The sequence below is a fragment of the Enterobacter cloacae complex sp. Mu1197 genome, from assembly GCF_040059225.1.
GTDB classification, from domain to species: domain Bacteria; phylum Pseudomonadota; class Gammaproteobacteria; order Enterobacterales; family Enterobacteriaceae; genus Enterobacter; species Enterobacter quasiroggenkampii.
Map to the genome: position 1 here is coordinate 3,667,268 of NZ_CP157375.1, position 24,480 is coordinate 3,691,747.

General features: G+C 60.3%; 24 protein-coding genes. 11 read left to right on the forward strand and 13 right to left on the reverse strand.

Annotation, left to right across the window (positions count from 1 at the left end; genetic code table 11):
• Positions 1 to 13 precede the first annotated feature (13 nt).
• The 3 genes from ABFV38_RS17170 to mltB form a co-directional block, all read right to left on the reverse strand.
• On the reverse strand, positions 14 to 874 hold the full coding sequence (locus ABFV38_RS17170; RefSeq protein ID WP_348957636.1) for a metal ABC transporter permease: 861 nt from the start codon (positions 872 to 874) through the stop codon (positions 14 to 16).
• On the reverse strand, positions 871 to 1,524 hold the full coding sequence (locus ABFV38_RS17175) for an ATP-binding cassette domain-containing protein (protein WP_196346645.1): 654 nt from the start codon (positions 1,522 to 1,524) through the stop codon (positions 871 to 873). The genes ABFV38_RS17170 and ABFV38_RS17175 overlap by 4 nt, the downstream gene beginning before the upstream one ends.
• A gap of 300 nt (positions 1,525 to 1,824) precedes the next feature.
• The gene (mltB, locus tag ABFV38_RS17180; RefSeq protein ID WP_045908517.1) at positions 1,825 to 2,925 is read right to left on the reverse strand and encodes a lytic murein transglycosylase B; all 1,101 of its coding nucleotides are present in this window, start codon (positions 2,923 to 2,925) and stop codon (positions 1,825 to 1,827) included.
• A gap of 251 nt (positions 2,926 to 3,176) precedes the next feature.
• Between mltB and srlA the strand changes: the two genes are divergently transcribed.
• From srlA to gutQ, 7 genes are all read left to right on the forward strand, one after another.
• Positions 3,177 to 3,740, forward strand: a complete 564-nt coding sequence (gene srlA / locus ABFV38_RS17185; protein ID WP_003862164.1) for a PTS glucitol/sorbitol transporter subunit IIC — start codon at positions 3,177 to 3,179, stop codon at positions 3,738 to 3,740.
• Complete coding sequence (locus ABFV38_RS17190) at positions 3,737 to 4,696, forward strand: PTS glucitol/sorbitol transporter subunit IIB (RefSeq protein ID WP_039025237.1); 960 nt, start codon at positions 3,737 to 3,739, stop codon at positions 4,694 to 4,696. The genes srlA and ABFV38_RS17190 overlap by 4 nt, the downstream gene beginning before the upstream one ends.
• A gap of 12 nt (positions 4,697 to 4,708) precedes the next feature.
• A complete protein-coding gene (gene srlB / locus ABFV38_RS17195; protein ID WP_045908516.1) occupies positions 4,709 to 5,071 on the forward strand; it encodes a PTS glucitol/sorbitol transporter subunit IIA in 363 nt (120 codons plus the stop codon).
• Between the two features lie 14 nt (positions 5,072 to 5,085).
• On the forward strand, positions 5,086 to 5,865 hold the full coding sequence (gene srlD / locus ABFV38_RS17200) for a sorbitol-6-phosphate dehydrogenase (RefSeq protein WP_023294411.1): 780 nt from the start codon (positions 5,086 to 5,088) through the stop codon (positions 5,863 to 5,865).
• A 92-nt stretch (positions 5,866 to 5,957) separates the two neighbouring features.
• Positions 5,958 to 6,317 carry a transcriptional regulator GutM gene (gutM, locus tag ABFV38_RS17205; RefSeq protein WP_045908515.1) on the forward strand — a complete coding sequence of 120 codons (360 nt, stop codon included), beginning with the start codon at positions 5,958 to 5,960 and terminating at the stop codon, positions 6,315 to 6,317.
• Between the two features lie 63 nt (positions 6,318 to 6,380).
• Complete coding sequence (locus ABFV38_RS17210; protein ID WP_032640855.1) at positions 6,381 to 7,154, forward strand: DNA-binding transcriptional repressor; 774 nt, start codon at positions 6,381 to 6,383, stop codon at positions 7,152 to 7,154.
• On the forward strand, positions 7,147 to 8,112 hold the full coding sequence (gene gutQ / locus ABFV38_RS17215) for an arabinose-5-phosphate isomerase GutQ (protein WP_069720350.1): 966 nt from the start codon (positions 7,147 to 7,149) through the stop codon (positions 8,110 to 8,112). Before ABFV38_RS17210 ends, gutQ begins: the two co-directional genes overlap by 8 nt.
• Here gutQ and norR read toward each other — a convergent pair.
• Positions 8,109 to 9,623, reverse strand: a complete 1,515-nt coding sequence (norR, locus tag ABFV38_RS17220; RefSeq protein WP_348957637.1) for a nitric oxide reductase transcriptional regulator NorR — start codon at positions 9,621 to 9,623, stop codon at positions 8,109 to 8,111. The genes gutQ and norR overlap by 4 nt on opposite strands.
• A 189-nt stretch (positions 9,624 to 9,812) precedes the next feature.
• Between norR and norV the strand changes: the two genes are divergently transcribed.
• Together norV and norW are read left to right on the forward strand one after the other, a co-directional pair.
• Positions 9,813 to 11,255, forward strand: a complete 1,443-nt coding sequence (norV, locus tag ABFV38_RS17225) for an anaerobic nitric oxide reductase flavorubredoxin (RefSeq protein WP_348957638.1) — start codon at positions 9,813 to 9,815, stop codon at positions 11,253 to 11,255.
• The gene (norW, locus tag ABFV38_RS17230) at positions 11,252 to 12,385 is read left to right on the forward strand and encodes an NADH:flavorubredoxin reductase NorW (protein WP_348957639.1); all 1,134 of its coding nucleotides are present in this window, start codon (positions 11,252 to 11,254) and stop codon (positions 12,383 to 12,385) included. Before norV ends, norW begins: the two co-directional genes overlap by 4 nt.
• Before the next feature lie 81 nt (positions 12,386 to 12,466).
• On the opposite strand, the gene ABFV38_RS17235 is transcribed toward norW, so the two are convergent.
• The 4 genes from ABFV38_RS17235 to ABFV38_RS17250 form a co-directional block, all read right to left on the reverse strand.
• Positions 12,467 to 13,489 (reverse strand): HoxN/HupN/NixA family nickel/cobalt transporter, encoded by a 1,023-nt coding sequence (locus ABFV38_RS17235; protein WP_348957640.1) that lies wholly within the window; start codon positions 13,487 to 13,489, stop codon positions 12,467 to 12,469.
• Positions 13,467 to 15,707 carry a carbamoyltransferase HypF gene (hypF, locus tag ABFV38_RS17240; protein ID WP_348957641.1) on the reverse strand — a complete coding sequence of 747 codons (2,241 nt, stop codon included), beginning with the start codon at positions 15,705 to 15,707 and terminating at the stop codon, positions 13,467 to 13,469. The genes ABFV38_RS17235 and hypF overlap by 23 nt, the downstream gene beginning before the upstream one ends.
• A 5-nt stretch (positions 15,708 to 15,712) precedes the next feature.
• Complete coding sequence (hydN, locus tag ABFV38_RS17245) at positions 15,713 to 16,258, reverse strand: electron transport protein HydN (protein ID WP_032643033.1); 546 nt, start codon at positions 16,256 to 16,258, stop codon at positions 15,713 to 15,715.
• A gap of 134 nt (positions 16,259 to 16,392) precedes the next feature.
• Positions 16,393 to 17,406 carry a LacI family DNA-binding transcriptional regulator gene (locus ABFV38_RS17250; RefSeq protein ID WP_348957642.1) on the reverse strand — a complete coding sequence of 338 codons (1,014 nt, stop codon included), beginning with the start codon at positions 17,404 to 17,406 and terminating at the stop codon, positions 16,393 to 16,395.
• Between the two features lie 214 nt (positions 17,407 to 17,620).
• Between ABFV38_RS17250 and ascF the strand changes: the two genes are divergently transcribed.
• Together ascF and ABFV38_RS17260 are read left to right on the forward strand one after the other, a co-directional pair.
• Positions 17,621 to 19,072, forward strand: coding sequence for a PTS cellobiose/arbutin/salicin transporter subunit IIBC (ascF, locus tag ABFV38_RS17255; RefSeq protein ID WP_008499568.1), 1,452 nt, complete (start codon positions 17,621 to 17,623; stop codon positions 19,070 to 19,072).
• An 18-nt stretch (positions 19,073 to 19,090) separates the two neighbouring features.
• Positions 19,091 to 20,515: a 6-phospho-beta-glucosidase gene (locus ABFV38_RS17260; protein ID WP_045908509.1), complete on the forward strand. Its 1,425-nt coding sequence runs from the start codon at positions 19,091 to 19,093 to the stop codon at positions 20,513 to 20,515.
• Positions 20,516 to 20,596: 81 nt separating this feature from the next.
• On the opposite strand, the gene hycI is transcribed toward ABFV38_RS17260, so the two are convergent.
• Genes hycI through hycE form a run of 5 tightly spaced genes read right to left on the reverse strand, consistent with a single transcriptional unit; the run spans position 20,597 to position 24,480 of the window.
• Entirely contained in the window at positions 20,597 to 21,052 is a 456-nt protein-coding gene (gene hycI / locus ABFV38_RS17265) for a hydrogenase maturation peptidase HycI (RefSeq protein WP_348957643.1), read from the reverse strand.
• Complete coding sequence (locus ABFV38_RS17270; RefSeq protein ID WP_235400452.1) at positions 21,045 to 21,455, reverse strand: formate hydrogenlyase maturation HycH family protein; 411 nt, start codon at positions 21,453 to 21,455, stop codon at positions 21,045 to 21,047. The genes hycI and ABFV38_RS17270 overlap by 8 nt, the downstream gene beginning before the upstream one ends.
• Positions 21,452 to 22,219: an NADH-quinone oxidoreductase subunit B family protein gene (locus ABFV38_RS17275; RefSeq protein ID WP_104950236.1), complete on the reverse strand. Its 768-nt coding sequence runs from the start codon at positions 22,217 to 22,219 to the stop codon at positions 21,452 to 21,454. The genes ABFV38_RS17270 and ABFV38_RS17275 overlap by 4 nt, the downstream gene beginning before the upstream one ends.
• Positions 22,219 to 22,761 carry a formate hydrogenlyase complex iron-sulfur subunit gene (locus ABFV38_RS17280; RefSeq protein ID WP_008499573.1) on the reverse strand — a complete coding sequence of 181 codons (543 nt, stop codon included), beginning with the start codon at positions 22,759 to 22,761 and terminating at the stop codon, positions 22,219 to 22,221. The genes ABFV38_RS17275 and ABFV38_RS17280 overlap by 1 nt, the downstream gene beginning before the upstream one ends.
• Before the next feature lie 9 nt (positions 22,762 to 22,770).
• On the reverse strand, positions 22,771 to 24,480 hold the full coding sequence (gene hycE, locus ABFV38_RS17285) for a formate hydrogenlyase subunit HycE (protein WP_348957644.1): 1,710 nt from the start codon (positions 24,478 to 24,480) through the stop codon (positions 22,771 to 22,773).

Below are 24,480 nucleotides of genomic sequence, written 5' to 3' on the forward strand. Positions count from 1 at the left end.
GTTTCCCCTTGCGTTAAAAATACGCCCGCAGACTGCCAGCGAGCCTGCTTCGCGTACCCAATAAAATGGAAATAAAGAACAGCGCGCTGGCGGTGAGCACGATGGATGGCCCGGCCGGAAGACTCATCGCCCAGGAGAGGCTCAGCCCCAGCCATGCGCAGAAAATACCGCTGATGCCCGCCATCAGGAGTAACGCCGGTAGCGTGCGTACCCAGCAGCGAGCTGCCACAGCCGGCAGCATCATCAGACCAACGGCCATCAGCGTGCCGAGCACCTGAAAACCGGCCACCAGGTTAAGGACCAGCAGCGCCAGAAACAGTCCGTGCAGCAGGCCGGGCAGCCAGCGGGCGTTCACCTGTAGCCAGGCGGTGTCAAACGCTTCGGTAACCAGCCCGCGATAGAACATCGCCAGCACAATAAGGGTGAACATGCACACGCATGTGACAAACAGCGCGGCGTCGTTGTCCACGGCGAGGATGGAGCCAAACAGCAAATGCAGCAGATCGACATTCGACCCACGAAGCGACACCAGCGTGACCCCCAGCGCCAGTGAGCCGAGATAAAACCCGGCAAAGCTGGCATCTTCCTTAAGCGGCGTGCGGCGACTGACCAGACCGGCCAGCAGCGCCACGGTAATGCCCGCGATAAAACCGCCGATACTCATCGCCAGCAGCGACATGCCGCTGAGCAAGTATCCCACGGCGACGCCCGGTAAAATGGCGTGAGAAAGGGCGTCGCCCATCAGGCTCATCCGGCGCAGCTGAAGAAACACGCCAAGCGCGGTGGTGCTGACCGAGAGCGCAAGGCAAACCACCAGCGCGCGACGCATAAAGCCATACTCGATAAACGGCTGAAAAAAGAGATGCCAGATCATGCCACCCTCACCCGCCCGGTTTTCCATTGAGGAACGTCAGCATCCAGCCGTAACGTCTGCGGGAAGTGGCGCGACACGCGCTCGCTGTCGTGCAGTACCGCGAGCAGCGTTTGCCCCTGCATATACATCTCCAGCATCACATCCATCAGCACGTTGCAGGTGGCCTCATCGACCCCGGTAAAGGGCTCATCCAGCATCACCAGCGGCGCCTGCTGCACCAGGACGCGGGCGAACAGCATGCGCTGGAACTGGCCGCCGGAGAGCTCATCGATGGTGGATAACGCCATGGATTCCAGCCCGACGCGCTCAAGCGCGCTGGCAATGCGCAACCGCGTTTCGCGGCGAAACCCGGAAAACAGCGAAATGCCAGGCCAGCAGCCCATGCTTACCACGTCCCGTACGGTTAGCGGAAACTGCGCCTCCAGCGCGTGGCGCTGTGCCAGCCAGCCGATTACCGGACGCTTTCCCTGCCAGCGAAAACTGCCGCTTACGGGCGGGATAAACCCAGCGAGCGTTTTCAGTAAGGTAGATTTCCCGCAGCCGTTAGCGCCGACAATCGCGGTCATACTTCCACGCGCAATCGTGCCCGAGAGGGGCCGCGTCACGGGCTGGCGTTCATAACCCGCGACCAGTTCATTCATCACAATCATGGCAACGCCACCGCCCAGCGCACGGCCAGCCCGAGAAAGACAATAAGCACCAGCGCCAGCAAAAGCCGAACCGGAGCAGACAGAGAAAAAAGGGACGTTGACATCTCGACACCAGCTTAAATGTTATAACATAACAATAATGAAAGGTAGTTAAGATGTAAATGGCAGGTTTGAAAAGGGAGTGTGGCGAAATGTTTCTGCAAAACGCCCTCTCCCGTGGGAGAGGGCGTCAGGCCGCACCGTGTGCGCAGCCATGCCGGGTGGCGGCGTTGCCTTACCCGGCCTACCCGTCGGGGTAACTTACTGACTAAACGGTGACGCCGCCGGCACGCGGGCCTGCGATACCGCTAGCCCCAGCTGCCATACGGCCATCGCATAGTGGGTGCTGTGGTTATAGCGGGTGATGGTGTAGAAGTTCGGCAGTCCGTACCAGTACTGATAGCCCGTTCCGACATCCAGACGCAGCAGGCTCGCCTGCTGTGCATTGCCCAGCGGCTGCGTTGGCGTTAAGCCTGCCGCGGTCAGCTGCGAAATGCTGTAGTTAGTTTTGAAGCCATTTTCCAGCCCCGGCGCCTGACCGTTCGCCTGCACCGCCACCTGGCCGCCCGGCACCCAGCCGTGCGCTTTGAAGTAGTTCGCCACGCTGCCGATGGCATCCACCGGATCCCACAGGTTGATATGGCCATCGCCGTTAAAGTCGACGGCATACTGTTTATAGGACGACGGCATAAACTGGCCGTAGCCCATCGCGCCGGCAAACGACCCTTTCAGATCGAGCGGATCGTCCTGTTCGTTACGCGCCATCAGCAGGAAGGTTTCCAGCTCGGAAGAGAAATACTCCGCGCGGCGCGGGTAGTTAAAGGAGAGCGTCGCCAGCGCATCCAGGATGCGGGTTTTGCCCATCACGCGGCCCCAGCGGGTTTCCACACCGATAATCCCGACGATGATTTCAGGCGGTACGCCGTACACCTGCCACGCGCGGTTGAGCGCCTCTTCATACTGATTCCAGAACGCCACGCCGTTTTGCACGTTGTCCGGGGTAATGAACTGTTTGCGATAGCGCAGCCACGCCCCGTTTGGCCCGCTCGGCACCTGAGCCGTCGGCGCCTGTCTGTCCATCAGGCGCAGCACGTAGTCCAGACGCTTGGCCTGAGACAAAATTTCGTGCAGCTGCTGTCTGTCAAAGCCGTGTTTGCTCACCATTTTATCGATGAACTGCTCGGCCGCCGGGTTATTCGCGAAGTCGCCGCCCATCTGCATCATATTGTGCTGCGGCTCCAGCAGGAATCCTCCGGAAGGCGCGCCCGCCGTTTGCTGAACGGCTTCGGTCTTAGGTTTGCTACTACAGGCAGACAGCAGAATAAGCGCAGGCAACAGCGCTGCATAACGACGCTTGAACATGAGACATCCATTTAACGGGTTCGATAAGAACCCAGTATGGTAAAGCATCCGCAACACCTCAAGGAAGCGGTACGCACCTCCCCAACGCAAATCCGTGCTTTTTTCCCCCGAAAATCATTCACCACGTCAATTAACTTTCAAAATAATACATTTTTCTTTCATTGTGAGATCTAACTAACACTTTAAAACCTTTCAAAATGATTATTATTAGCCGCAGATAGACAAAAACAAACGCCCTACAGGAGAGAAGAATGATAGAAACCATCACCCACGGCGCCGAGTGGTTCATCGGGCTGTTTCAGAAAGGCGGAGAAGTGTTCACCGGCATGGTGACCGGGATCCTGCCCCTGCTGATCAGCCTGCTGGTTATCATGAACGCGCTGATTAACTTTATCGGGCAGCAGCGTATTGAACGCTTCGCCCAGCGCTGCGCCGGAAACCCGCTGTCCCGCTACCTGATACTGCCCTTTATCGGCACCTTCGTGTTCTGCAACCCGATGACCTTAAGCCTCGGCCGCTTTATGCCAGAGAAGTACAAGCCGAGCTATTACGCCGCCGCCTCCTACAGCTGCCATTCGATGAACGGCCTGTTCCCGCACATCAACCCCGGCGAGCTGTTCGTTTATCTCGGGATCGCCAGCGGCCTTACCACGCTTGGCCTGCCGCTCGGCCCGCTGGCGGTGAGCTACCTGCTGGTCGGTCTGGTCACCAACTTCTTCCGCGGCTGGGTGACCGACCTCACCACCGCTATTTTCGAGAAAAAAATGGGCATCCAGCTTGAACAGAAGGTCCATCTTTCAGGAGCCACAGCATGAACCGGATCCGCATTGAGAAAGGCACGGGCGGCTGGGGCGGCCCGCTGGAGTTCGACGCCACCGAAGGCAAAAAGATTGTTTACATCACCGCGGGTACCCGCCCGGCGATCGTCGACAGGCTGCGCGAGCTGACGGGCTGGGAAGCGGTCGACGGCTTCAAAGAAGGGGAACCACCGGAGGCGGAAATCGGCGTGGCGGTGATCGACTGCGGCGGCACGCTGCGCTGCGGCATCTATCCGAAGCGCCGCATTCCGACGGTAAATATTCACTCCACCGGGAAATCCGGCCCGCTGGCGCAGTACATCCTCGAAGACATTTATGTCTCGGGCGTTAAGGAAGACAACATCACCCTGGTGAAGGGGACGTCTGCACCGCAAAAAGCGGCTCCGCGCGAGTACGACACCAGTAAAAAAATTACCGAGCAGAGCGACGGCCTGCTGGCGAAGGTCGGGATGGGCATGGGGTCCGCCGTGGCGGTGCTGTTCCAGTCCGGGCGCGACACCATCGACACGGTGCTGAAGACCATTCTGCCGTTTATGGCGTTCGTCTCGGCGCTCATCGGCATCATCATGGCCTCCGGCCTGGGCGACTGGATTGCCCATGGGCTCGCCCCACTCGCCAGCCACCCGCTTGGGCTGGTGACGCTGGCGCTGATCTGCTCCTTCCCGCTGCTGTCGCCGTTCCTCGGCCCGGGCGCGGTGATTGCTCAGGTCATCGGCGTGCTGATTGGCGTGCAGATTGGTCTGGGGAACATTCCCCCGCACCTCGCCCTGCCCGCCCTGTTTGCCATTAACGCCCAGGCGGCGTGCGACTTTATCCCTGTGGGGCTGTCGCTGGCCGAAGCGCGCCAGGACACCGTGCGCGTGGGCGTGCCGTCCGTGCTGGTCAGCCGCTTCCTGACGGGCGCGCCGACGGTGCTGATTGCCTGGTTTGTTTCCGGCTTTATTTATCAATAAGAGGTGCCTGCTATGACCGTGATTTACCAGACTACTATTACCCGCATCGGCCAGAGCGCCGCCGACGCGCTGAGCGACCAGATGCTGATCACCTTTCGCGAAGGGGCGCCTGCTGATATCGAAGAGTTTTGCTTCATCCACTGCCACGGCGAGCTGAACGGTGAGCTGAAGGCCGGGAGCCAGCTGGAGCTGGGCGAGGCGCGCTATGCCGTGACCGCCGTCGGCGACGTCGCTGAACAAAACCTGCGCGAGCTGGGCCACATCACCCTGCGTTTCGACGGCCAGCCGCAGGCGGAGTATCCCGGCACGGTTCACGTAACGGGCCCGGTTCCGCAGGCTGTCACCCCAGGCTGCACGTTAAAATTTGTTGCGTAATTAAGGAGATAGACATGAGTCAGGTTGCCGTTGTCATTGGTGGGGGACAAACCTTAGGCGAGTTCCTCTGCCGTGGGCTTGCCGCAGAGGGTTACCGCGTGGCGGTAGTGGACATCCAGAGTGAAAAAGCCGCCCGCGTGGCGGACACCATCAATACCGAGTTTGGTGAAGGAATGGCGTACGGGTTTGGCGCCGACGCCACCAGCGAGCAGAGCGTGATGGCGCTGGCCCGCGGCGTGGACGAGATTTTTGGCCGTACCGACCTGCTGGTCTACAGCGCGGGAATTGCGAAAGCGGCCTTTATCAGCGATTTCGAGCTGGGGGATTTTGACCGCTCGCTGCAGGTCAATCTGGTGGGCTATTTCCTCTGTGCCCGCGAGTTTTCCCGTCTGATGATCCGCGACGGCATTCAGGGGCGCATCATTCAGATCAACTCTAAATCGGGGAAAGTGGGCAGCAAGCATAACTCCGGCTACAGCGCGGCGAAGTTTGGCGGCGTGGGGCTGACGCAGTCTTTGGCGCTGGATCTGGCCGAATACGGCATTACCGTTCACTCGCTGATGCTCGGCAACCTGCTGAAATCGCCGATGTTCCAGTCCCTGCTGCCGCAGTACGCCACCAAGCTCGGCATCAAAGCGGAAGAAGTGGAGCAGTACTACATCGATAAAGTGCCGCTCAAGCGCGGGTGCGATTACCAGGACGTGCTGAACATGCTGCTGTTTTACGCCAGCCCGAAAGCCTCGTACTGCACCGGACAGTCGATTAACGTCACCGGCGGGCAGGTGATGTTCTGAGTTCATTCCCCGGTGGCGCTGCGCTTACCGGGGCTACCATCCCCGCAGGCCGGGTAAGGCGCAGCCGCCACCCGGCCATTAAAGGAGCAGATATGGTTACCGCACTCATCACCGTCGCCGCCCTCGCCTGGCTCTGCCAGATGGCGTTCGGCGGCTGGCAAATCCACCAGTTTAACCGCGCGTTTGACGCCCTGTGCCAGAAAGGCCGCGTGGGCGTCGGACGTTCCGGCGGACGCTTTAAACCACGCGTCGTCGTGGCTATTGCGCTGGATGAAAACAATAACGTCTGCGATTCCCTCATCATGCGCGGCATGACCGTCTTTGCCCGTCCGGTGAAAATCCAGGCAATCAACGGCATTTCGCTGCAGGAATTGCAGCCTGATGTGATCTTTCCCCATGATCCACTCTGTCAGAATGCACTATCATTAGCGCTTAATCTGAAACATGGATAATTTCGTTGTGAAAGCTATAGACTTGCGAAATTATCATTTCGCAACCTAAGGAACGAAGCGCCTATGAAACCTCGTCAGCGCCAGGCGGCCATTCTCGAACATCTGCAAAAGCAGGGAAAATGTTCGGTAGAGGATCTGGCCCACTACTTTGACACCACCGGCACGACGATACGCAAGGACCTCGTATTGCTCGAAAACTCTGGCGCCGTCATTCGAACCTACGGCGGCGTGGTGCTCAATAAAGACGAAGCCGATCCGCCTATCGACCACAAAACGCTGATCAACACCCACCAGAAAGCGCTGATTGCCGAAGCCGCCGTAAAATTTATCCACGATGGCGACTCCATCATTCTGGATGCCGGCAGCACCGTCCTGCAGATGATCCCGCTGCTCAGCCGCTTTAACAACATCACGGTGATGACCAACAGCCTGCATATCGTCAACGCCCTGTCGGAGTTCGACAGCGAGCAGACCATCCTGATGCCCGGCGGCACCTTCCGCAAAAAATCCGCCTCATTTCACGGACAGCTGGCGGAGAACGCCTTCGACCACTTCAGCTTTGATAAACTGTTTATGGGCACCGACGGCATCGATCTGAACGCGGGCGTCACGACGTTCAACGAAGTGTTCAGCGTCAGTAAAGCCATGTGCAACGCCGCGCGGGAAGTGATTTTGATGGCAGACTCGTCGAAGTTTGGCCGCAAAAGCCCCAACATTGTCTGTAGCCTGGAAAGCGTCGACAAGCTGATTACCGACGCGGGTATCGATCCGGCGTTCAAAAAAGCGCTGGAAGAGAAAGGCATCGACGTGATCGTAACCGGAGAGAGAGATGAGTGATTTTCTGTTAGAAACGGGCCGCCAGACGCTGATGCTGGAGCTGCAGGAAGCCAGCCGCCTGCCGGAACGTCTGGGCGAGGATTTTGTCCGCGCCGCCAACACCATTATCCACTGCGAAGGCAAAGTGATCGTGGCGGGCATCGGTAAATCCGGCCACATCGGCAAAAAGATTGCCGCGACGCTGGCCAGCACCGGCACCCCGGCTTTCTTCGTGCATCCTGCAGAGGCGCTGCACGGCGATCTGGGAATGATTGAGAGCCGCGACGTGATGCTGTTTATCTCCTACTCCGGTTCGGCGAAAGAGCTGGATCTCATCATTCCGCGTCTGCAGGAAAAATCGGTTGCCCTGCTGGCGATGACCGGGAAATCCCGCTCGCCGCTGGCGCTTGCCGCCAAAGCAACGCTGGATATTTCCGTTGAGCGTGAAGCCTGTCCGATGCACCTCGCCCCGACCTCCAGCACCGTGAATACCCTGATGATGGGCGACGCGCTGGCGATGGCGGTGATGCAGGCGCGCGGGTTTAACGAAGAAGATTTCGCCCGCTCGCATCCGGCGGGGGCGCTCGGGGCACGCCTGCTCAACAAGGTTCACCACCTGATGCGCACCGACGATGCGATTCCGCAGGTCAAACTCAATACCAGCGTCATGGATGCGATGCTGGAGCTCAGCCGCACCGGTCTGGGGCTGGTTGCGGTGTGCGATGACGACGGGTACGTCAAAGGCGTATTCACTGACGGCGACCTGCGCCGCTGGCTGGTGGGCGGTGGCAAGCTGGAAACCAAAGTGTCGGACGCCATGACCCAGGGCGGGCTGACGCTGAACGCCGAGAGCCGCGCCATTGAAGCCAAAGAGGTGCTGATGAAGCGCAAAATCACCGCCGCACCGGTGGTGGATGACACCGGCAGGCTGTGCGGCGCCATCAACCTGCAGGATTTCTATCAGGCCGGGATTATCTAACCCTTCAGCCCGAGACGCTTCGCCAGCCGGTGCAGGTTGGCGACGTCCATCTCCAGCGACCGGGCGCACGCCGCCCAGTTGCGGTTGTTCTGATCCAGCGCGCGGATAATCATCTGACGCTGAAACGCCTCTGTCGCGTCACGCAGGTTTTCGCTCGTTATCTCCGGAGCTGCATGGGCAATCGTGGGTGCGGTTTCATCATGCTGCGCAAAATGCCGGGCATGTATGACCACTTCATCACCCGAACGCGTCGCTCGCGCCAGCACCACCGCGCGGTGGATCGCATGCTCCAGCTCGCGCACGTTGCCCGGCCAGCCGTAGCTCAGCAGATGCGCCCTCGCCCCCGGGCTTAACACCACGCGGGAAAGTCCCATCCTGAGACGGCACTGTTCGCAGAAATAGCCCGCCAGCAGCACCACGTCGTCCCCGCGCTCGCGCAGCGGCGGCACGGTAAGCGGGAACACGCTCAGGCGGTGGAAGAGGTCGGCGCGGAACTGCCCGGCCAGCACCGCCTCACGCAGGTCGCGGTTGGTCGCCGCCAGCACGCGCACATCCACTCTTAAGCTGCGGTCATCCCCCACGCGCTGGATATCGCCGTACTGTAATACGCGCAGAAGTTTGGCCTGTAGCGACAGGGAAAGCTCGCCTATTTCATCCAGAAACAGCGTACCGTTATCGGCCATTTCGAACTTGCCGCTGCGGTTGCTGATGGCGCCGGTAAACGCCCCTTTGACGTGACCAAACAATTCGCTTTCCGCCACGCTTTCCGGCAGCGCGGCGCAGTTGAGGTACACCAGCGGATTGACCGCGCGCGGCGACGCTTCATGAATCGACTTCGCCACCAGTTCCTTGCCGGTGCCGGTCTCCCCGAAGATCAGCACGTTCAAATCGGACGCGGCAACAATCTCAATCTCTTTTTTGAGCTGCGCCATGCCCGGAGAGAGGCCAATCATCTCCGTGTGCGTGACCTGCTCAAACGACGCCGGGCTGCCGGGAAGGATATTCTGGCTCTCCAGCTGTTCAATCAGCAGCGCGTTGTTAAGCGCCCCGGCAGCCAGCGCCGCAATGAGGCGCAACTCTTCATCGCTGAAAGTATCGAACTGGTCCGGTGACATGCCGTCGAGGGTCAGCGCCCCAATCAGGTTTTGCCCGGCAAACAGCGGCAGGCCGATACAGGCGTGCACCTTCAGGCTCTCCTGGCCGGGAATCAGCCCGTCGTACGGGTCGGGCAAGTCGCTGTCCGCCGGGAAACGCACCACGTCACCCGCGCGGGCAATGGTCTCCAGACGTGGATGGCCTTCAAGGGTAAAGCGCCGCCCGAGCACGTCCTTCGCCAGGCCGTCGATCGCCAGGGGAATAAACTGTCGCCCTTCGTAGCGCAGCAGCGCCGAGGCGTCGCACGCCAGCACGTGGCGCAGCGTGGAGATCAACCGCTGAAAGCGGTCCTGATGGCCGATACCGGTTTGCAGCTCAATGGCGATCTTCGCCAGCACGTCTACGGAAAAGCTCATTTCTGCCTCGCTGTCATTTTGACAATGCATATTGTCATAGTGACACTGCTTTTGATAGTCAAAATGACTAACCATTACGGATCATTAAAATATAAATATATAAAAATCAATAAATTAAAAGTTGGCACGCAGCTTGATATAAGCAAACCATCCTATTTTGAAAAACGCGATATTACGCTGAGGTTTGCTATGTCTATTCTGGTTAAAAATAACATTCATTGGGTGGGTCAACGTGACTGGGAAGTGCGCGATTTCCACGGGACGGAATATAAAACGCTGCGCGGCAGCAGCTACAACAGCTATCTCATCCGCGAAGGAAAAAACGTGCTGATCGATACCGTCGATCACAAGTTCAGCCGCGAGTTCGTGCAGAACCTGCGCGGTGAAATCGACCTGAACGCCATCGACTACATCATCATCAACCACGCGGAAGAAGATCACGCCGGTGCGCTGACCGAGCTGATGTCTTACATCCCGAACACACCTATCTACTGCACCACCAACGCCATCGACTCGATCAACGGTCACCACCACCATCCGGAGTGGAACTTCCACACCGTGAAAACGGGCGACGCGCTGGATATCGGCAACGGCAAGCAGCTGATCTTCGTGGAAACGCCCATGCTGCACTGGCCGGACAGCATGATGACCTACATGACCGGCGACGCGGTGCTGTTCAGCAACGACGCCTTCGGCCAGCACTACTGCGACGAACGCCTGTTTAATGACGAAGTGGATCAGACCGAGCTGTTCGAGCAGTGCCAGCGTTACTACGCCAACATCCTCACCCCGTTCAGCCGTCTGGTGACGCCAAAAATCACCGAGATCCTCGGCTTTAACCTGCCGGTGGAGATGATTGCCACCTCTCACGGCGTGGTGTGGCGTGAAAACCCCACCCAGATCGTCGAGCTGTACCTGAAATGGGCGGCAGATTATCAGGAAGATCGCATCACGATCTTCTACGACACCATGTCCAACAATACCCGCATGATGGCGGACGCCATTGCTCAGGGCATCAACGAAGTGGACCCGAACGTGGCGGTGAAAATCTTCAACGTGGCGCGCAGTGATAAAAACGAGATCCTCACCAACGTCTTCCGCTCAAAAGGGGTGCTGGTGGGTACGTCCACCATGAATAACGTGATGATGCCGAAGATTGCCGGTCTGGTCGAAGAGATGACCGGCCTGCGTTTTCGCAACAAGCGCGCCAGCGCCTTTGGCTCCCACGGCTGGAGCGGCGGCGCGGTAGACCGTCTCTCTACCCGTTTACAGGATGCAGGGTTTGAGATGTCGATGAGCCTGAAAGCGAAATGGCGGCCGGATATCGACGCCCTGGAAATCTGCCGCCAGCACGGCCGCGACATCGCCCGTCAGTGGGCACTCGCGCCGCTGCCGGAAACCACCCCCGCCGCGGCGATTGCGCCGGAAGCCATAGCTGAAGCCGCCGCTGCCGACCTCGGTCCATGCATGCAGTGCAGCGTTTGCCAGTGGATTTACGACCCGGAACGGGGCGAGCCGCTGCAGGATGTCGCCCCGGGCACGCCGTGGAGTGAGGTGCCGGACAACTTTCTCTGCCCGGAATGTTCCCTCGGGAAAGACGTCTTTGATGAACTGGCAACGGAGGCAAAATGAACCACGGCATCGTCATTATCGGCTCGGGCTTTGCCGCCCGCCAGCTGGTGAAAAATATCCGCAAACAGGATGCTAACGTGCCGCTGACGGTGATCGCCGCCGACAGCATGGACGAGTACAACAAGCCTGATTTAAGCCACGTCATTAGCCAGAACCAGCGCGCCGACGATCTCACCCGCCAGACGGCGGGGGCGTTCGCAGAACAGTTTAACCTGCGCCTGTTTCCGTACACCTGGGTCACCGATATCGACGCCGACGCCCGTCTGGTGAAAGCGAAAGATAAAACCTGGCAGTACGACAAGCTGGTGCTGGCCACGGGTGCCTCTGCGTTTGTGCCGCCGGTTGAGGGCCGCGAGCTGATGGTCACGCTCAACAGCCAGCAGGCGTATCAGGCCAGCGAAACGGAGCTTCGCGACGCCACGCGGGTGATGATTGTCGGCGGCGGGCTGATCGGCACCGAGCTGGCGATGGATTTCTGCCGGGCGGGTAAATCCGTCACCCTGGTCGACCACGCGGCGAGCATTCTGTCGGCGCTGATGCCCGCTGAAGTGAGCAGCCGCTTACAGCATCATCTGACCGACATGGGCATCCATCTGCTGCTGAAATCGCAGCTGCAGAGCCTGAGCAAAACTGGCACCGGCCTACGTGCAACGCTCGACGGCAACCGCAGCGTGGAAGTGGATGTGGTGATTGCAGCGACAGGGTTGCGCCCGGAAACGGCGCTGGCGCACCGCGCAGGCGCCGAAATTAACCGCGGCGTGAAGGTAGACTGCTACCTGCAAACCACTCAGCCGGACATTTATGCCCTGGGCGACTGCGCGGAAATTAACGGCCAGGTGCTGCCCTTTTTACAGCCGATTCAATTAAGCGCGCTGTCTCTGGCGAAAAACCTGCTCGGCGGCACTACGCCGGTGAAATTACCCGCCATGCTGGTCAAAGTGAAAACGCCGGAATTACCGCTGCATCTCGCCGGCGAAACGCAGCGTCAGGATCTGGACTGGCAGATTGCCCTTTCGCCGCAGGGCATGGTGGCGCGCGGCATCGATGCTGACGGTCAGATGCGCGCCTTTGTCGTCAGTGAAGACCGAATGAAAGAGGCCTTCGCCCTGCTGAAATCGCTCCCTGCTTAACCCTCGTAATGCCGGGTGGCGCTCCGCTTACCCGGCCTACATGCAGACCCGTGCAAGTGTAGCGCCGCCGGGCTGGGTCGTTCAGGAACGTACCGCCAGCGCGTCGTAGCCGCGCCAGCGGTAATTCGCCATGGAAATCAGCCAGCAGGCGACAAACAGACCCACGACGATAAACCCGGCGTTGCCCAGATTGTCGTTCACCGCGCCAATCAGATCCCAGAGGCCGCCGCTGAGGGCAAATTTATCCATCAGCAGACCCAGCGCTTCCAGCCCGCCGATAAACAGCGCCACCACCACGGAGGTGCCGGTGATGGTCATGTTGTAGTAGAGCTTGCGCTGCGGCTTGTTAAACGCCCAGCCGTAGGCGCCGACCATCAGCAGGTTGTCGAGGGTATCCACCAGCGCCATGCCGCTGGCGAAGAGTGCCGGAAAGATCATGATTGACCACACCGACATCCCGCTGGACGCGCTGGCGGCAGAGATCCCCAGCACGCCGATCTCGGTGGCCGTATCAAAGCCGAGACCAAACAGGAAGCCAACCAGGTACATCTGCCAGCTTTTATTGACGAGGCGGAAGGTCTTGCCAAACAGCCAGTTCATTACCCCGCCCTGAGCAGGTAGCGTGATGTCGTCCTGCACGGGCCTGCCGTGTTTCAGCGCCTGAAAACTGCGCCAGACGCCGCGCAGGATCACCATATTCACCAGCGCCATCGCCAGCAGGAAGGTCGCGGAAACAGCGGTACCAATCAGGCTGCCGGTTTCGTGGAACCACGCCATGTTCTTCTGAAACGCCGTGGCGGTAGCGGCGATGGCAATGGAAGCCAGCACCACGATGGTGGAGTGGCCCAGCGAGAACCACGCCCCCACGCCGGACGGGCGTTTGCCCTGCTGCATCATCTTACGCGTCACGGTATCTATGGCTGCAATGTGGTCAGCGTCCACCGCATGACGCAGTCCGTAGCACCACGCCAGCAGGCTTGCCGCCATCAGCGCCGTGCTGCCGCTAAAGGTGTGCCATGCCCATCCCCAGGCCAGCAGGTTTGCTATTACCAGAGCTAGCAGCAGAAGCGCGGCGCGAGGTTCATTGCGTAACAGTCGTAACATTTTTAGTCCTTTGTAAACATGACCGGGCAGCGGCGACCACCGCCTGCCCGAAGGAGATCGCTCCGTCACCTGCGGGCAGGCGCGAAGGAAAAAGAAGCGTAAAGTCAGAAAGATAATGACGCAGACGCGCGCGCAGCAGACGGTTGTGTAATACCCCGCCGCTGAGACAGATTGTCGAAAGCGACAGGCGCCGGGCATGAAACGCGGCGAGCTCCGCCAGCCCTTTTGCCAGCGCATCGTGAAACGCCCAGGCGCGCGCGCAGGGTTCCGCCTGCCAGCTCAGCCACTGCTGCCAGAAAAGCGCGAGGTTATCCACTTCCAGCGTCACCGGATGGTCGACACCCGCGCACTGCGATGCCAGGGCTTCCAGCCGGCAGGCCGCTTCCCCTTCGTAACGCTGCGTGTCGATGCCGAGCGCACAGGCAACCGCGTCAAACAGGCGACCACAGGAAGAAGCTCGCGGCGCGTTGATGCCACGCTGGATCGCCGTCGCCAGCAACGGCCAGTGCTGGCGCTGAACCGCATGGGTTTCCGGGTACTGCTGCCAGTCGCGTACAAACGCCAGACAGTGGGCGAGCAGATTACGCCACGGCTGCATGGCCGCCAGATCGCCGCCCGGCAGCGCAACAGCAGGCAGACCACCCAAATGCGCATAGTCGAGATAGCTGACCCGCAGGCACTCCCCGCCCCACAGCGCGCCGTTCTCGCCCATGCCGATCCCGTCCAGCGTGAGGGCGATAACGTCTCCGCCATCGCGCGGCCAGCCGTTTTCGGCCAGGCACGCCGTGGCGTGGGCGTGATGGTGGTGTACCTCTTCAAGGGGCAACGCCTGCGCCTGCGCCCACTGACGAGCGCGGTATCCCGGATGGGCATCGCACACCACGCGCGCCGGCTGGAAGGCGTAAATGTCCTGCATCACCGACAGCGCGGAACGCCACTGCGCTTCCACCCCCTCGTCACGGAGATCGCCAAAATGCTGGCTCAGCACCGCCTGATTCCCACGCACCAGGCAGAAGGTGTTTTTCATCTCCGCCCCGGTGCACAGCATGGCGGGGATATTGTCGAACCCGGCAGGCAGCGTGATGGCATCGGGCACAAAACCGCGCGCGCGGCGCAGCATCGCACCGTCCCGATCCATCACCGAATCGTCCATCCGCTGCAGAATATCGCGGTTATGCAGCAGGAAACCGTCCGCGATGCCGCTGAGCTCATCCAGCGCCTGCCGGTTGGTGATGGCAGGCGGTCTGCCGCTGAGGTTGCCGGAGGTCATCACCAGCGGGCACTGGCAGTCCATCATCAGAAGGTGCTGCAGCGGGTTCGCAGGAAGCATGATGCCGACGGAATCCAGACCGGGTGCGATACCTTCCGGGAACGCGGGCAGCCAGGCTTTTGGCGTGAGCACAATGGGTGCGGCGGGTGAGCGTAGCAGCGTCTGAACCGTCTCCGGCAGGTCATCCGCATGCGGGATCATCACTGCCAGCGGCTTCGCGGGCCGCTGCTTGCGTGACCGAAGCGTCGCGACCGCCTGCGGGTTCCGCGCGTCGCAGACGAGGTGAAAGCCCCCCAGCCCTTTGACGGCGACAATACCGCCGCTTTTCAGCATCGCCACCGCCTCGTGCAGCGCAGCCTCGCGCTCAGCTGTCATGTCGCCCGCACGCCACATAAGCGCGGGCCCGCAGTCCGGGCAGGCGACCGGCTGGGCGTGAAAACGGCGGTCGGCAGGATTGCGGTACTCGGCTTCACACGGCCCGCAGAGCGGGAACGGCGCCATTGCCGTGGCCGGGCGGTCGTAGGGCATGGCGCGGATAATGGTAAACCGCGGCCCGCAGTGGGTGCAGTTGATAAACGGATAGCGATAACGGTGTTCGCGTGGGTCGCCCATCTCAGCCAGACACGCCGGGCAGGTCGCCGCATCGGGGACAATCTGGGTGTCCATCGTCCCGGCCGCGCTGTGGCGGATGGTAAAGACCTCCGGCACGCGCGCCCAGGTAAACGGCTGCGCTTCCACGCGGTCAATGCGTGCCAGCGGCGGGCAGTCCTGATGCAGCCTCGCGGTAAAGGCCCCCCCATTACCCGCGAGGCGCACCAGCACACCCTCTCCGTCATTGCAGACGTCACCGGTCAACTGAAGCGCCTGCGCCAGCTGCCAGACGAAGGGACGAAACCCGACGCCCTGCACTTTGCCGCGCACCCGCAGCTGAACGCCGTTGCTGCTCATACGGTTCAGAACAGCAGTGATGACGAGGTGTCGAACGCCGCGCGACGGCGCTTTTCGGCGCTCATCTGCTCAAGCTTGTCGCGATCCACGCAGACCAGCGCGTGTGTCGGACACGCTTCCATACAGGCCGGGCCGGCCTCACGGTGGTAGCACAGGTCACATTTGTTGGCTTCGGCTTTGTCCGCGCGCACGCTCAGCCCCATACCGCTGTTGCGCACTACCGGACGGACCACCACCTCCATCGCGCCATACGGACAGGCGACCACGCAGGTTTTGCAGCCAATGCAGCGCTCCTGCATCACGTGCACAAAGCCTTTCTCGCGTTTAATCGCCCCGTTCGGGCAGACGTTCGCGCACGGTGCGTCTTCGCACTGGCGACAGATGGCGGCGGTGGAAATATTCACGCCTTTGATGACGTGGATGCGCGGCAGGAAGGTGTCAGGGGTAAGCGACGCGCAGTCCTGCTCCGCCTGATGGGAAACCACACACGCCACTTCACAGGTACGGCAACCAATACACTTACTGGCATCGGCCATAATAAAACGGTTCATCTGCTTCTCCAGCATTACAGTTATGCGCGGAGATATTCATAAACCGTGCCAATAATTAAATTATTGATTTTATAGAATTTTAAAAATCACAGTGGTGCCGTCATCGTCACTTATGACGATGACAGCTGTCGACATCAGCGGTGCGGGCCGTCAATAACCGAGTCGCGCAGGACAAGCTCGCCGCAGAAGGTTTGCTGATATTTAAACTCACCGCCGTCGAGCATAAAGATCAGGCGGCTGATGGTCTCTTTGATCATCTCCGTTACCGGAATGCGGACGCTGGAGAGCGACGGCACAATGTAAGGCGCGATGGCCACATCGTCGAAACCGATCACCGACACCGCGTCCGGCGTGGCCACGCCGCTGTCGTGCAGTTGCTTCATGGCACCGATGGCCATATCGTCATTGCTCGCCACCAGCGCCGTAAAGCGCTCACCCCGAGCAAGCAGCTCGGACACCGCCGCCGCACCGCTGGCGGGGTTCCACTTCCCCTGCGCAATCAGCCCCTCGCGCAGCGGAATACCGTGCTGCGCCAGCGCGTCCTTATAGCCGGAGAGACGCTCAACCCCGGTGGGAGAATCCAGCGAGCCGGTGATAAAGGCGATCTCCCGATGCCCTTTCGCAATCAGCTGTGCCACCGCGTCCTGGCTGGAGGCTTTATGATCGGACCACACGCTGTGGCTGCTGTTTTTCCGCAGGCGGCGGTTGAGCACCATAATGGGCTGCTCGCACTTCTCGACGATCTCATCCATCGCTTCCACGCTCAGAAAACGCGGATAGATGATCACCGCGTCGCAGCGCATATCGAGCAGATACTGGATCGCCTCGCGCTCTTCATCGGCGCTGTGCTTGCCGTCCGCGAGGATCAGCTGCCGCCCTTTCTCCTCCGTCATACGCGCGGCGTGAAACAGCAGCTCGCTAAAGTAGACGCCGTGATACAAGGTGTTGGTCACCACCAGGCCCAGCGTCTGGGTACGTTTGGTCGCCAGGTTGCGCGCCAGCAAATTTGGGCGATAGCCGCTCTCTTCAATGGCCTGAAACACCCGATCTTTGGTCTCCTGGCTGACATAGCCATTGCCCGACAGCACCCGGGATACCGTCGCTTTCGAAACGCCTGCCCGCTTCGCCACTTCAAGCATCGTGGTCATGTTGTTATTCCGTCTGAATCTGATGGAGCGCAGTGTACTGCACTGCAGAAAAATTGTCGCAGCGGCGACATCACGCTTTGGGTTCCTGCTGGTGATCGGCGTCACGAAATAAAAAAATGGTCAAAAAGCGATCTTGTTTCATTCATAAAAACTCATGATGATTATGTGGAACCGGTTTCCTACATTTCACACAACGATAACAGGATCACATCCGATGGCCAAAAATTACGCTGCGCTGGCGAACGACGTTATCAGCGCGCTGGGCGGCAAAGAGAACATCGTCGCCGTCACCCACTGCATGACGCGACTGCGTTTCGTTCTGAAAGACGAAACCCTCACCGACGCCGCGCGCCTGAAAAGCATCAGCGGCGTGCTCGGCGTGGTGCGCAACGACAACCAGTGCCAGGTGATTATTGGCAATACCGTCTCCCAGGCGTACCGCGAGGTGGTAAGCCTGCTGCCCGCTGACCTGCAGCCCGCGGTGCCGGAAGGCCCGCAAAAGCTGACGCTGCGCCGCATTGGCGCCGGGATCCTCGACGCGCTGATCGGCACCATGTCCCCGCTGATCCCGGCGATCATCGGCGGCTCGATGGTCAAGCTGCTGGCGATGATCCTTGAGATGACCGGCGTGTTGCCCAAAGGCGCGCCGACGCTCACCATTTTGACCGTCATCGGCGACGGCGCGTTCTTCTTCCTGCCGCTGATGGTGGCGGCCTCGGCGGCGGTGAAATTCAAAACCAACATGTCGCTGGCGATAGCCATTGCGGGCGTGCTGGTGCATCCGAGCTTTATCGAGCTGATGGCGAAAGCCGCGCAGGGCGAGCACGTTGAGTTCGCCTTTATCCCGGTGACGGCGGTGAAATACACCTACACCGTCATCCCCGCGCTGGTGATGACCTGGTGCCTGTCATACATCGAGCGCTGGGTGGATCGCATTACCCCGGCGGTGACGAAAAACTTCCTCAAGCCGATGCTGATCGTGCTGATTGCCGCCCCGCTCGCCATCGTGCTGATTGGCCCGCTGGGCATCTGGATCGGTAGTGCGATTTCCGCGCTGGTCTACACCATTCACGGCTATCTGGGCTGGCTCTCCGTGGCCATCATGGGCGCGCTGTGGCCGCTGCTGGTCATGACCGGCATGCACCGCGTGTTTACGCCAACCATCATTCAGACCATTGCCGAGACGGGCAAGGAAGGGATGGTGATGCCGTCGGAAATTGGCGCCAACCTGTCGCTCGGCGGTTCGTCGCTGGCGGTGGCGTGGAAAACCAAAAACCCGGAGCTGCGCCAGACGGCGCTGGCGGCGGCGGCCTCCGCCATCATGGCGGGGATCTCTGAACCGGCCCTGTACGGTGTCGCAATACGTCTGAAACGCCCGCTGATTGCTAGCCTGATCAGCGGCTTTATCTGCGGCGCGGTTGCCGGTATCGCGGGTCTTGCCAGCCACTCGATGGCGGCACCGGGGCTGTTTACCAGCGTACAGTTCTTCGACCCGGCCAACCCGATGACCATCGTCTGGGTGTTTGGCGTGATGGGTCTGGCAGTGGTGCTGTCGTTTATTCTGACCCTGATACTGGGCTTTGAGGATATTCCGGTCGAAGACGAGGCTGAAAAAGCGCGCGCCCTGCAGACCGCACCGGTACAGAACAACGCAGCAAAAGCATAAATTGAAAGCGAGGTAAGAATGTCTGTTTTTCCACAAGGATTTTTATGGGGCGGCGCGCTTGCCGCCAACCAGAGCGAAGGGGCTTACCGTGAAGGCGGCAAAGGGCTGACGACGGTCGATATGATCCCCCACGGCGCGAATCGCCTGGCAGTGAAGCTCGGTAAGGAAAAGCGTTTCTCGCTGCGTGACGACGAGTTCTACCCGAGCCACGAGGCGATTGATTTTTACCATCGCTATAAAGAGGACATCGCCCTGATGGCGGAGATGGGCTTTACGGTGTTCCGCACCTCGATCGCCTGGAGCCGCCTCTATCCGAACGGCGACGAGCCGCTGCCGAACAAAGAAGGCATTGCCTTCTACCGCGCGGTGTTCGAGGAGTGCAAAAAGTACAACATCGAGCCGCTGGTAACCCTCTGCCACTTCGACGTGCCAATGCACCTGGTGACGGAGTACGGCTCCTGGCGCAACCGCAAAATGGTGGATTTCTTTGCCCGCTACGCCCGCACCTGCTTCGAGGAGTTTAACGGGCTGGTGAAATACTGGCTGACCTTCAACGAAATCAACATCATGCTACACAGCCCGTTCTCCGGCGCGGGGCTGGTGTTTGAGGAAGGCGAAAACGAAGACCAGGTGAAATACCAGGCCGCGCACCACGAGCTGGTGGCGAGCGCGCTGGCGACCAAAATTGCTCACGAGGTGAACCCGGAAAACCAGGTCGGCTGCATGCTGGCGGGCGGTAACTTCTACCCCTACTCCTGCAAGCCGGAAGACGTGTGGATGGCGCTGGAGAAAGACCGCGAGAACCTGTTCTTTATCGACGTGCAGGCGCGCGGCAGCTATCCGGCCTATTCTGCCCGCGTGTTCCGCGAGAAAGGCGTCGTGATTGTTAAAGACCCGGGCGATGACGAACTGCTGAAAAATACCGTCGATTTTGTCTCGTTCAGCTATTACGCCTCGCGCTGCGCCTCGGCGGATATGAACGCGAACAACACCAATGCGGCGAACATCGTTAAATCTCTGCGCAACCCGCACATTCAGGTGAGCGAATGGGGCTGGGGCATCGACCCGCTTGGCCTGCGCATCACCATGAACATGATGTACGACCGCTACCAGAAGCCGCTGTTCCTGGTGGAAAACGGCCTGGGGGCGAAAGATGTCGTTGATGAAAACGGCGAGATTAACGACGACTACCGCATCAGCTATCTGCGCGAGCATATCCGCGCGATGGGCGATGCGATTGAGGACGGCGTGCCGCTGATGGGTTACACCACCTGGGGCTGCATTGACCTGGTCTCGGCCTCAACCGGTGAGATGAGCAAGCGCTACGGGTTTGTGTACGTTGACCGCGACGACGCCGGGAATGGCACGCTGGAGCGGAAACGCAAGAAATCGTTCGGATGGTATAAGAAGGTGATTGCGAGTAACGGGGGGGATCTCGAGTAGCCTGTTTTGCCGGGTGGCGGCTTCGCCTTACCCGGCCTACAAAACCGTAGGCCCGGTAAGCGTAGCGCCACCGGGCGCTGCTCAGAGCTGAGAAAACCCTCCGTTCCCAACCCATCCCGCTAGCCGTGAATACACCACCTCCACCGCCTCCTTCACCGGCGGCGTCATCGGGTAATAAAACCCTACGATGTCCGGCTGAATGCCCAAAAACAGCACCTCGCCCACGTCACCTTTGATCTGATCCACCAGGTAGTTCAGCGGCATATTGTGGGTGGTCATCATAAACATCTCGGCGATGTCGTCCGGGTCAATCAGGCGGATCTCGCCGGGGTTGAGTCCCATATCGGTGGCATCGACGATTAACAGCCTGTCCGGACGCAGCTCGCGGATGGCGACCACGTCGTTTTCCGGCGCGCTGCCGCCGTCAATCACCACCCAGTTGCCCTGCGGGTTCGCGGCGCACATCTCCGCCAGCAGCGGACCCGCGCCGTCGTCGCCCATCATGCTGTTGCCGACACACAGTAAAACGTCAGTCACGTAATCTCCTCACCATCAGGTAGATGGCACTCTCCTGATGAATATCATGCAGCATACCGAGCAGCGTTTTGCTCCACGCCTGCTGCTCCGGGGTTTGTCTGCCGAGCGCCGCGTCAAAGGCGTTGGCGAGCATGGCAATGTGGTTCGCATTGATCACGATCTCACCATATTTCGGCACGCCTTCCATTTTGCGCCGCGCCGTACTGCTCTCCTCCAGCGTGGCAATCCACGCCAGGTATTCCGGCCACGGACAGCTCAGTGCGGCCTCCAGGCAGTCAATCACCCCGAGGTGATGCCCAATCGCCAGGCTGTAATAGACCACCTGCTGCGCCGCATCCGGCGTGGCATCGTTCTCATCAATAAACTTACGGCTCAGCTGGCTGAACACCACCGTTTCACTCATCGGATACGCGCCTCATCGACGATGCTGTTCAGGTTCGCCACAATCTCATTGAGGCGCGGATCGTTTTCCGCCTCCAGCCAGCGTGCGACCTGATGCTCGCCCTGGCTCAGCAGGCGCAGATAGTCGTCGGCAATCTGACGGCCGTAGCGATAGCCCGCCAGCCTGCGCGCCGTGCGATCGACCTTCACCCGCAGCGGCTGCACCATGTCCGGGTGCAGAATGGCCGCAGCCTGGTTGTCGAGTTCGCCCGGCTCGCGGGCGTGGATTTTCTGCTCCAGCAGGCCGAGCGCCATCGCGAAGCCGTACAGCGTGGCGGCGGGCGTCGGCGGACAGCCCGGAATGTAGACGTCCACCGGCACGATTTTGTCGGTGCCGCCCCAGACGCAGTAGAGGTCATGGAAGATGCCGCCGCTGTTGCCGCAGGCGCCGTAAGAGATGCAGATTTTCGGGTCCGGCGCGGACTGCCAGGCGCGCAGCGCGGGCGAGCGCATGGCGCGGGTGACGGCCCCGGTGAACAGCAGGATGTCCGCATGACGCGGGGACGGCACCACTTTGATACCGAAGCGCTCGGCGTCAAACAGCGGCGACAGCGTAGCGAAGATCTCAATCTCGCAGCCGTTGCAGCCTCCGCAATCCACGCGGTAGACGTAGGCCGAGCGTTTGATTTTTTTCAGCAGCGACGCCTTCATGCTGGCGATGGATTCGTCCACCGTCATCGGCACCGGAATGCCGTTAGCGTCGCGTGGGCCAAGTAAATTGTCCATCAGCTGGCCTCTCTCATGTGGCGGGTGATATCAATGCGGTCGGACGGCAGCAGACACTTCTGTCGCTTGCATGCCGGGCAGGTTTCAAAGCTTTCACGGTGATGCTCCGCGCGGGCGTCGCCGTTGTGCTGCAGCAGCGCAATGGCGTAGTCGATCTCTTTCTGCACAGCGAACGGGCGCTGGCAGACGCGGCAGTGGCACAGGTCAAAGCGCGACTGCTGCAGGAAATCCTCTTTCTTCCACACCGCCAGCTCGTACTCCTGCGACAGGCGAATGGCGACCGTCGGGCAGACCTCTTCGCAGCGGCCGCAGAAGATGCAGCGCCCGAGGTTAAACTGCCAGGCCAGCTCGCCGGTTTTGAGATCCGTTTCCACCGTTAAGGCGTTCGACGGACAGGCATTGACGCAGGCCGCGCAGCCGATGCACTGCTGTGGGTTGTGCTCCGGCTTGCCGCGAAAGTTTTTGTCGACCGGCATCGGCTCCAGCGGATAGCGGCTGGTCTGCGTACCGGTTTTGATCACTTTTTTGATAAAGGTAAACATGACGAATCCTTATTTCAGCGGCGAGTTCTTACGCTCGATGCTGTAGCGCTCAAGCTCTTTATACGGCACCACCTGGCTTTTCTTCTTGCGCACGTCCACGACGGTCATGCGGTCGGTGCAGGAGTAGCACGGGTCGAGGCTGCCGATGATCAGCGGCGCATCAGACACGGTGTTACCGCGCAGCATGTAGCGCAGGGTTGGCCAGTTGGCGTAGGTCGCCGCACGGCAGCGCCAGCGGTAGAGCTTCTGGTTGTCGCCGGTCATGCTCCAGTGAATATCGTCCCCGCGCGGCGCTTCGGCAAAGCCTAGGGCAAAGCGGTTTGGAATGTAGGTGAAGCCCTCCACCATCAGCGGGCCGCCCGGCAGGTTGTCCAGACCAAAGTCGATCATATTCAGCGCGGTGAACACCTCGTTGATGCGCACCTTCAGGCGGGAGATGACGTCGCAACCCTGATCGCTGTGCACGGTCATTGGCAGCAGGCCGTAGCCGACGAACGGGTGATCGGCACGCGTGTCGCGGGCGTGGCCGCTGGCGCGCACCATCGGGCCGACGTTACTGAAATCGCGGGCGATCTCCGGATCGAGGCGGCCAATGCCGACGGTGCGCTGCTCGATGTTGGGCGTGCTGAGCAGCATGTCCACCAGCTCCTGCACGTCGCGGCGCATCTGCTGCGCCAGTTGGCGGGTCTGGATCATGTCATCCTTCAGCAGGTCGCGGCGGATCCCGCCGATCAGGTTCAGACCGTAGGTTTTGCGCGCCCCGGTGAGGATCTCCGCCATCTTCATCGACGCTTCACGCACGCGGAAGAACTGCATAAACCCGGAGTCAAAGCCGACGAAGTGGCAGGCCAGGCCGAGGTTCAGCAGGTGCGAGTGCAGGCGCTCCACCTCCAGCAGAATGGCGCGGATCATCTGCGCGCGTTCCGGCACCACGATCCCCATGCCGTTCTCCACCGAGGTGGTGTAGGCGGTGCTGTGGGCGAAGCCGCAGATGCCGCAGACGCGGTCAGAAAGAAACGTGACTTCGTTGTAGCCCATGCGGGTTTCCGCCAGCTTTTCCATGCCGCGATGGACGTAGAACAGGCGGTAGTCGGCGTCGATAATGTTTTCGCCGTCAACGAACAGGCGGAAGTGGCCCGGCTCGTCGGAAGTGACGTGCAGCGGGCCGATCGGCACCACGTTATTTTTCTTGCTGCCCAGCTCGTTGATGAATTCGTAGGTTTCACTGTCGGTGGTCGGGGCCGGACGCTGACGGTAGTCCATGCTGTCTTTGCGCAGCGGATAGAGTTCGTCCGGCCAGTCGTCCGGCAGCACCAGACGGCGTTCATCCGGCAGGCCAACCGGCACCAGGCCATACATGTCGCGCACTTCACGCTCGCCCCAGACAGCAGCGGGCACGCGCGGCGTGACGGACGGGTATTCCGGTTTATTCGGGTCGACCTCGACGCGCACGGTGATCCAGCACTTCTCGCCCTGCTCCATCGACATCACGTAGTACACCGCGTAATTGCCGCATAGCTGGCGCTCGTCGTTACCGAACAGCACCGACAGCCAGCCGCCCTGCCGGTAGTAGAGAAACTCCACCACTTCTGGCAGATAGTTCACCTTTACGGTGACGGTGATCTGGTCTTTGGTTTGCCAGGATTCCTCCAGCACCACGCCGGGGAAAGCCTGATGCAATGCGGCGAGATACTGCTGACCTTTCTTTTCTTCAGACAT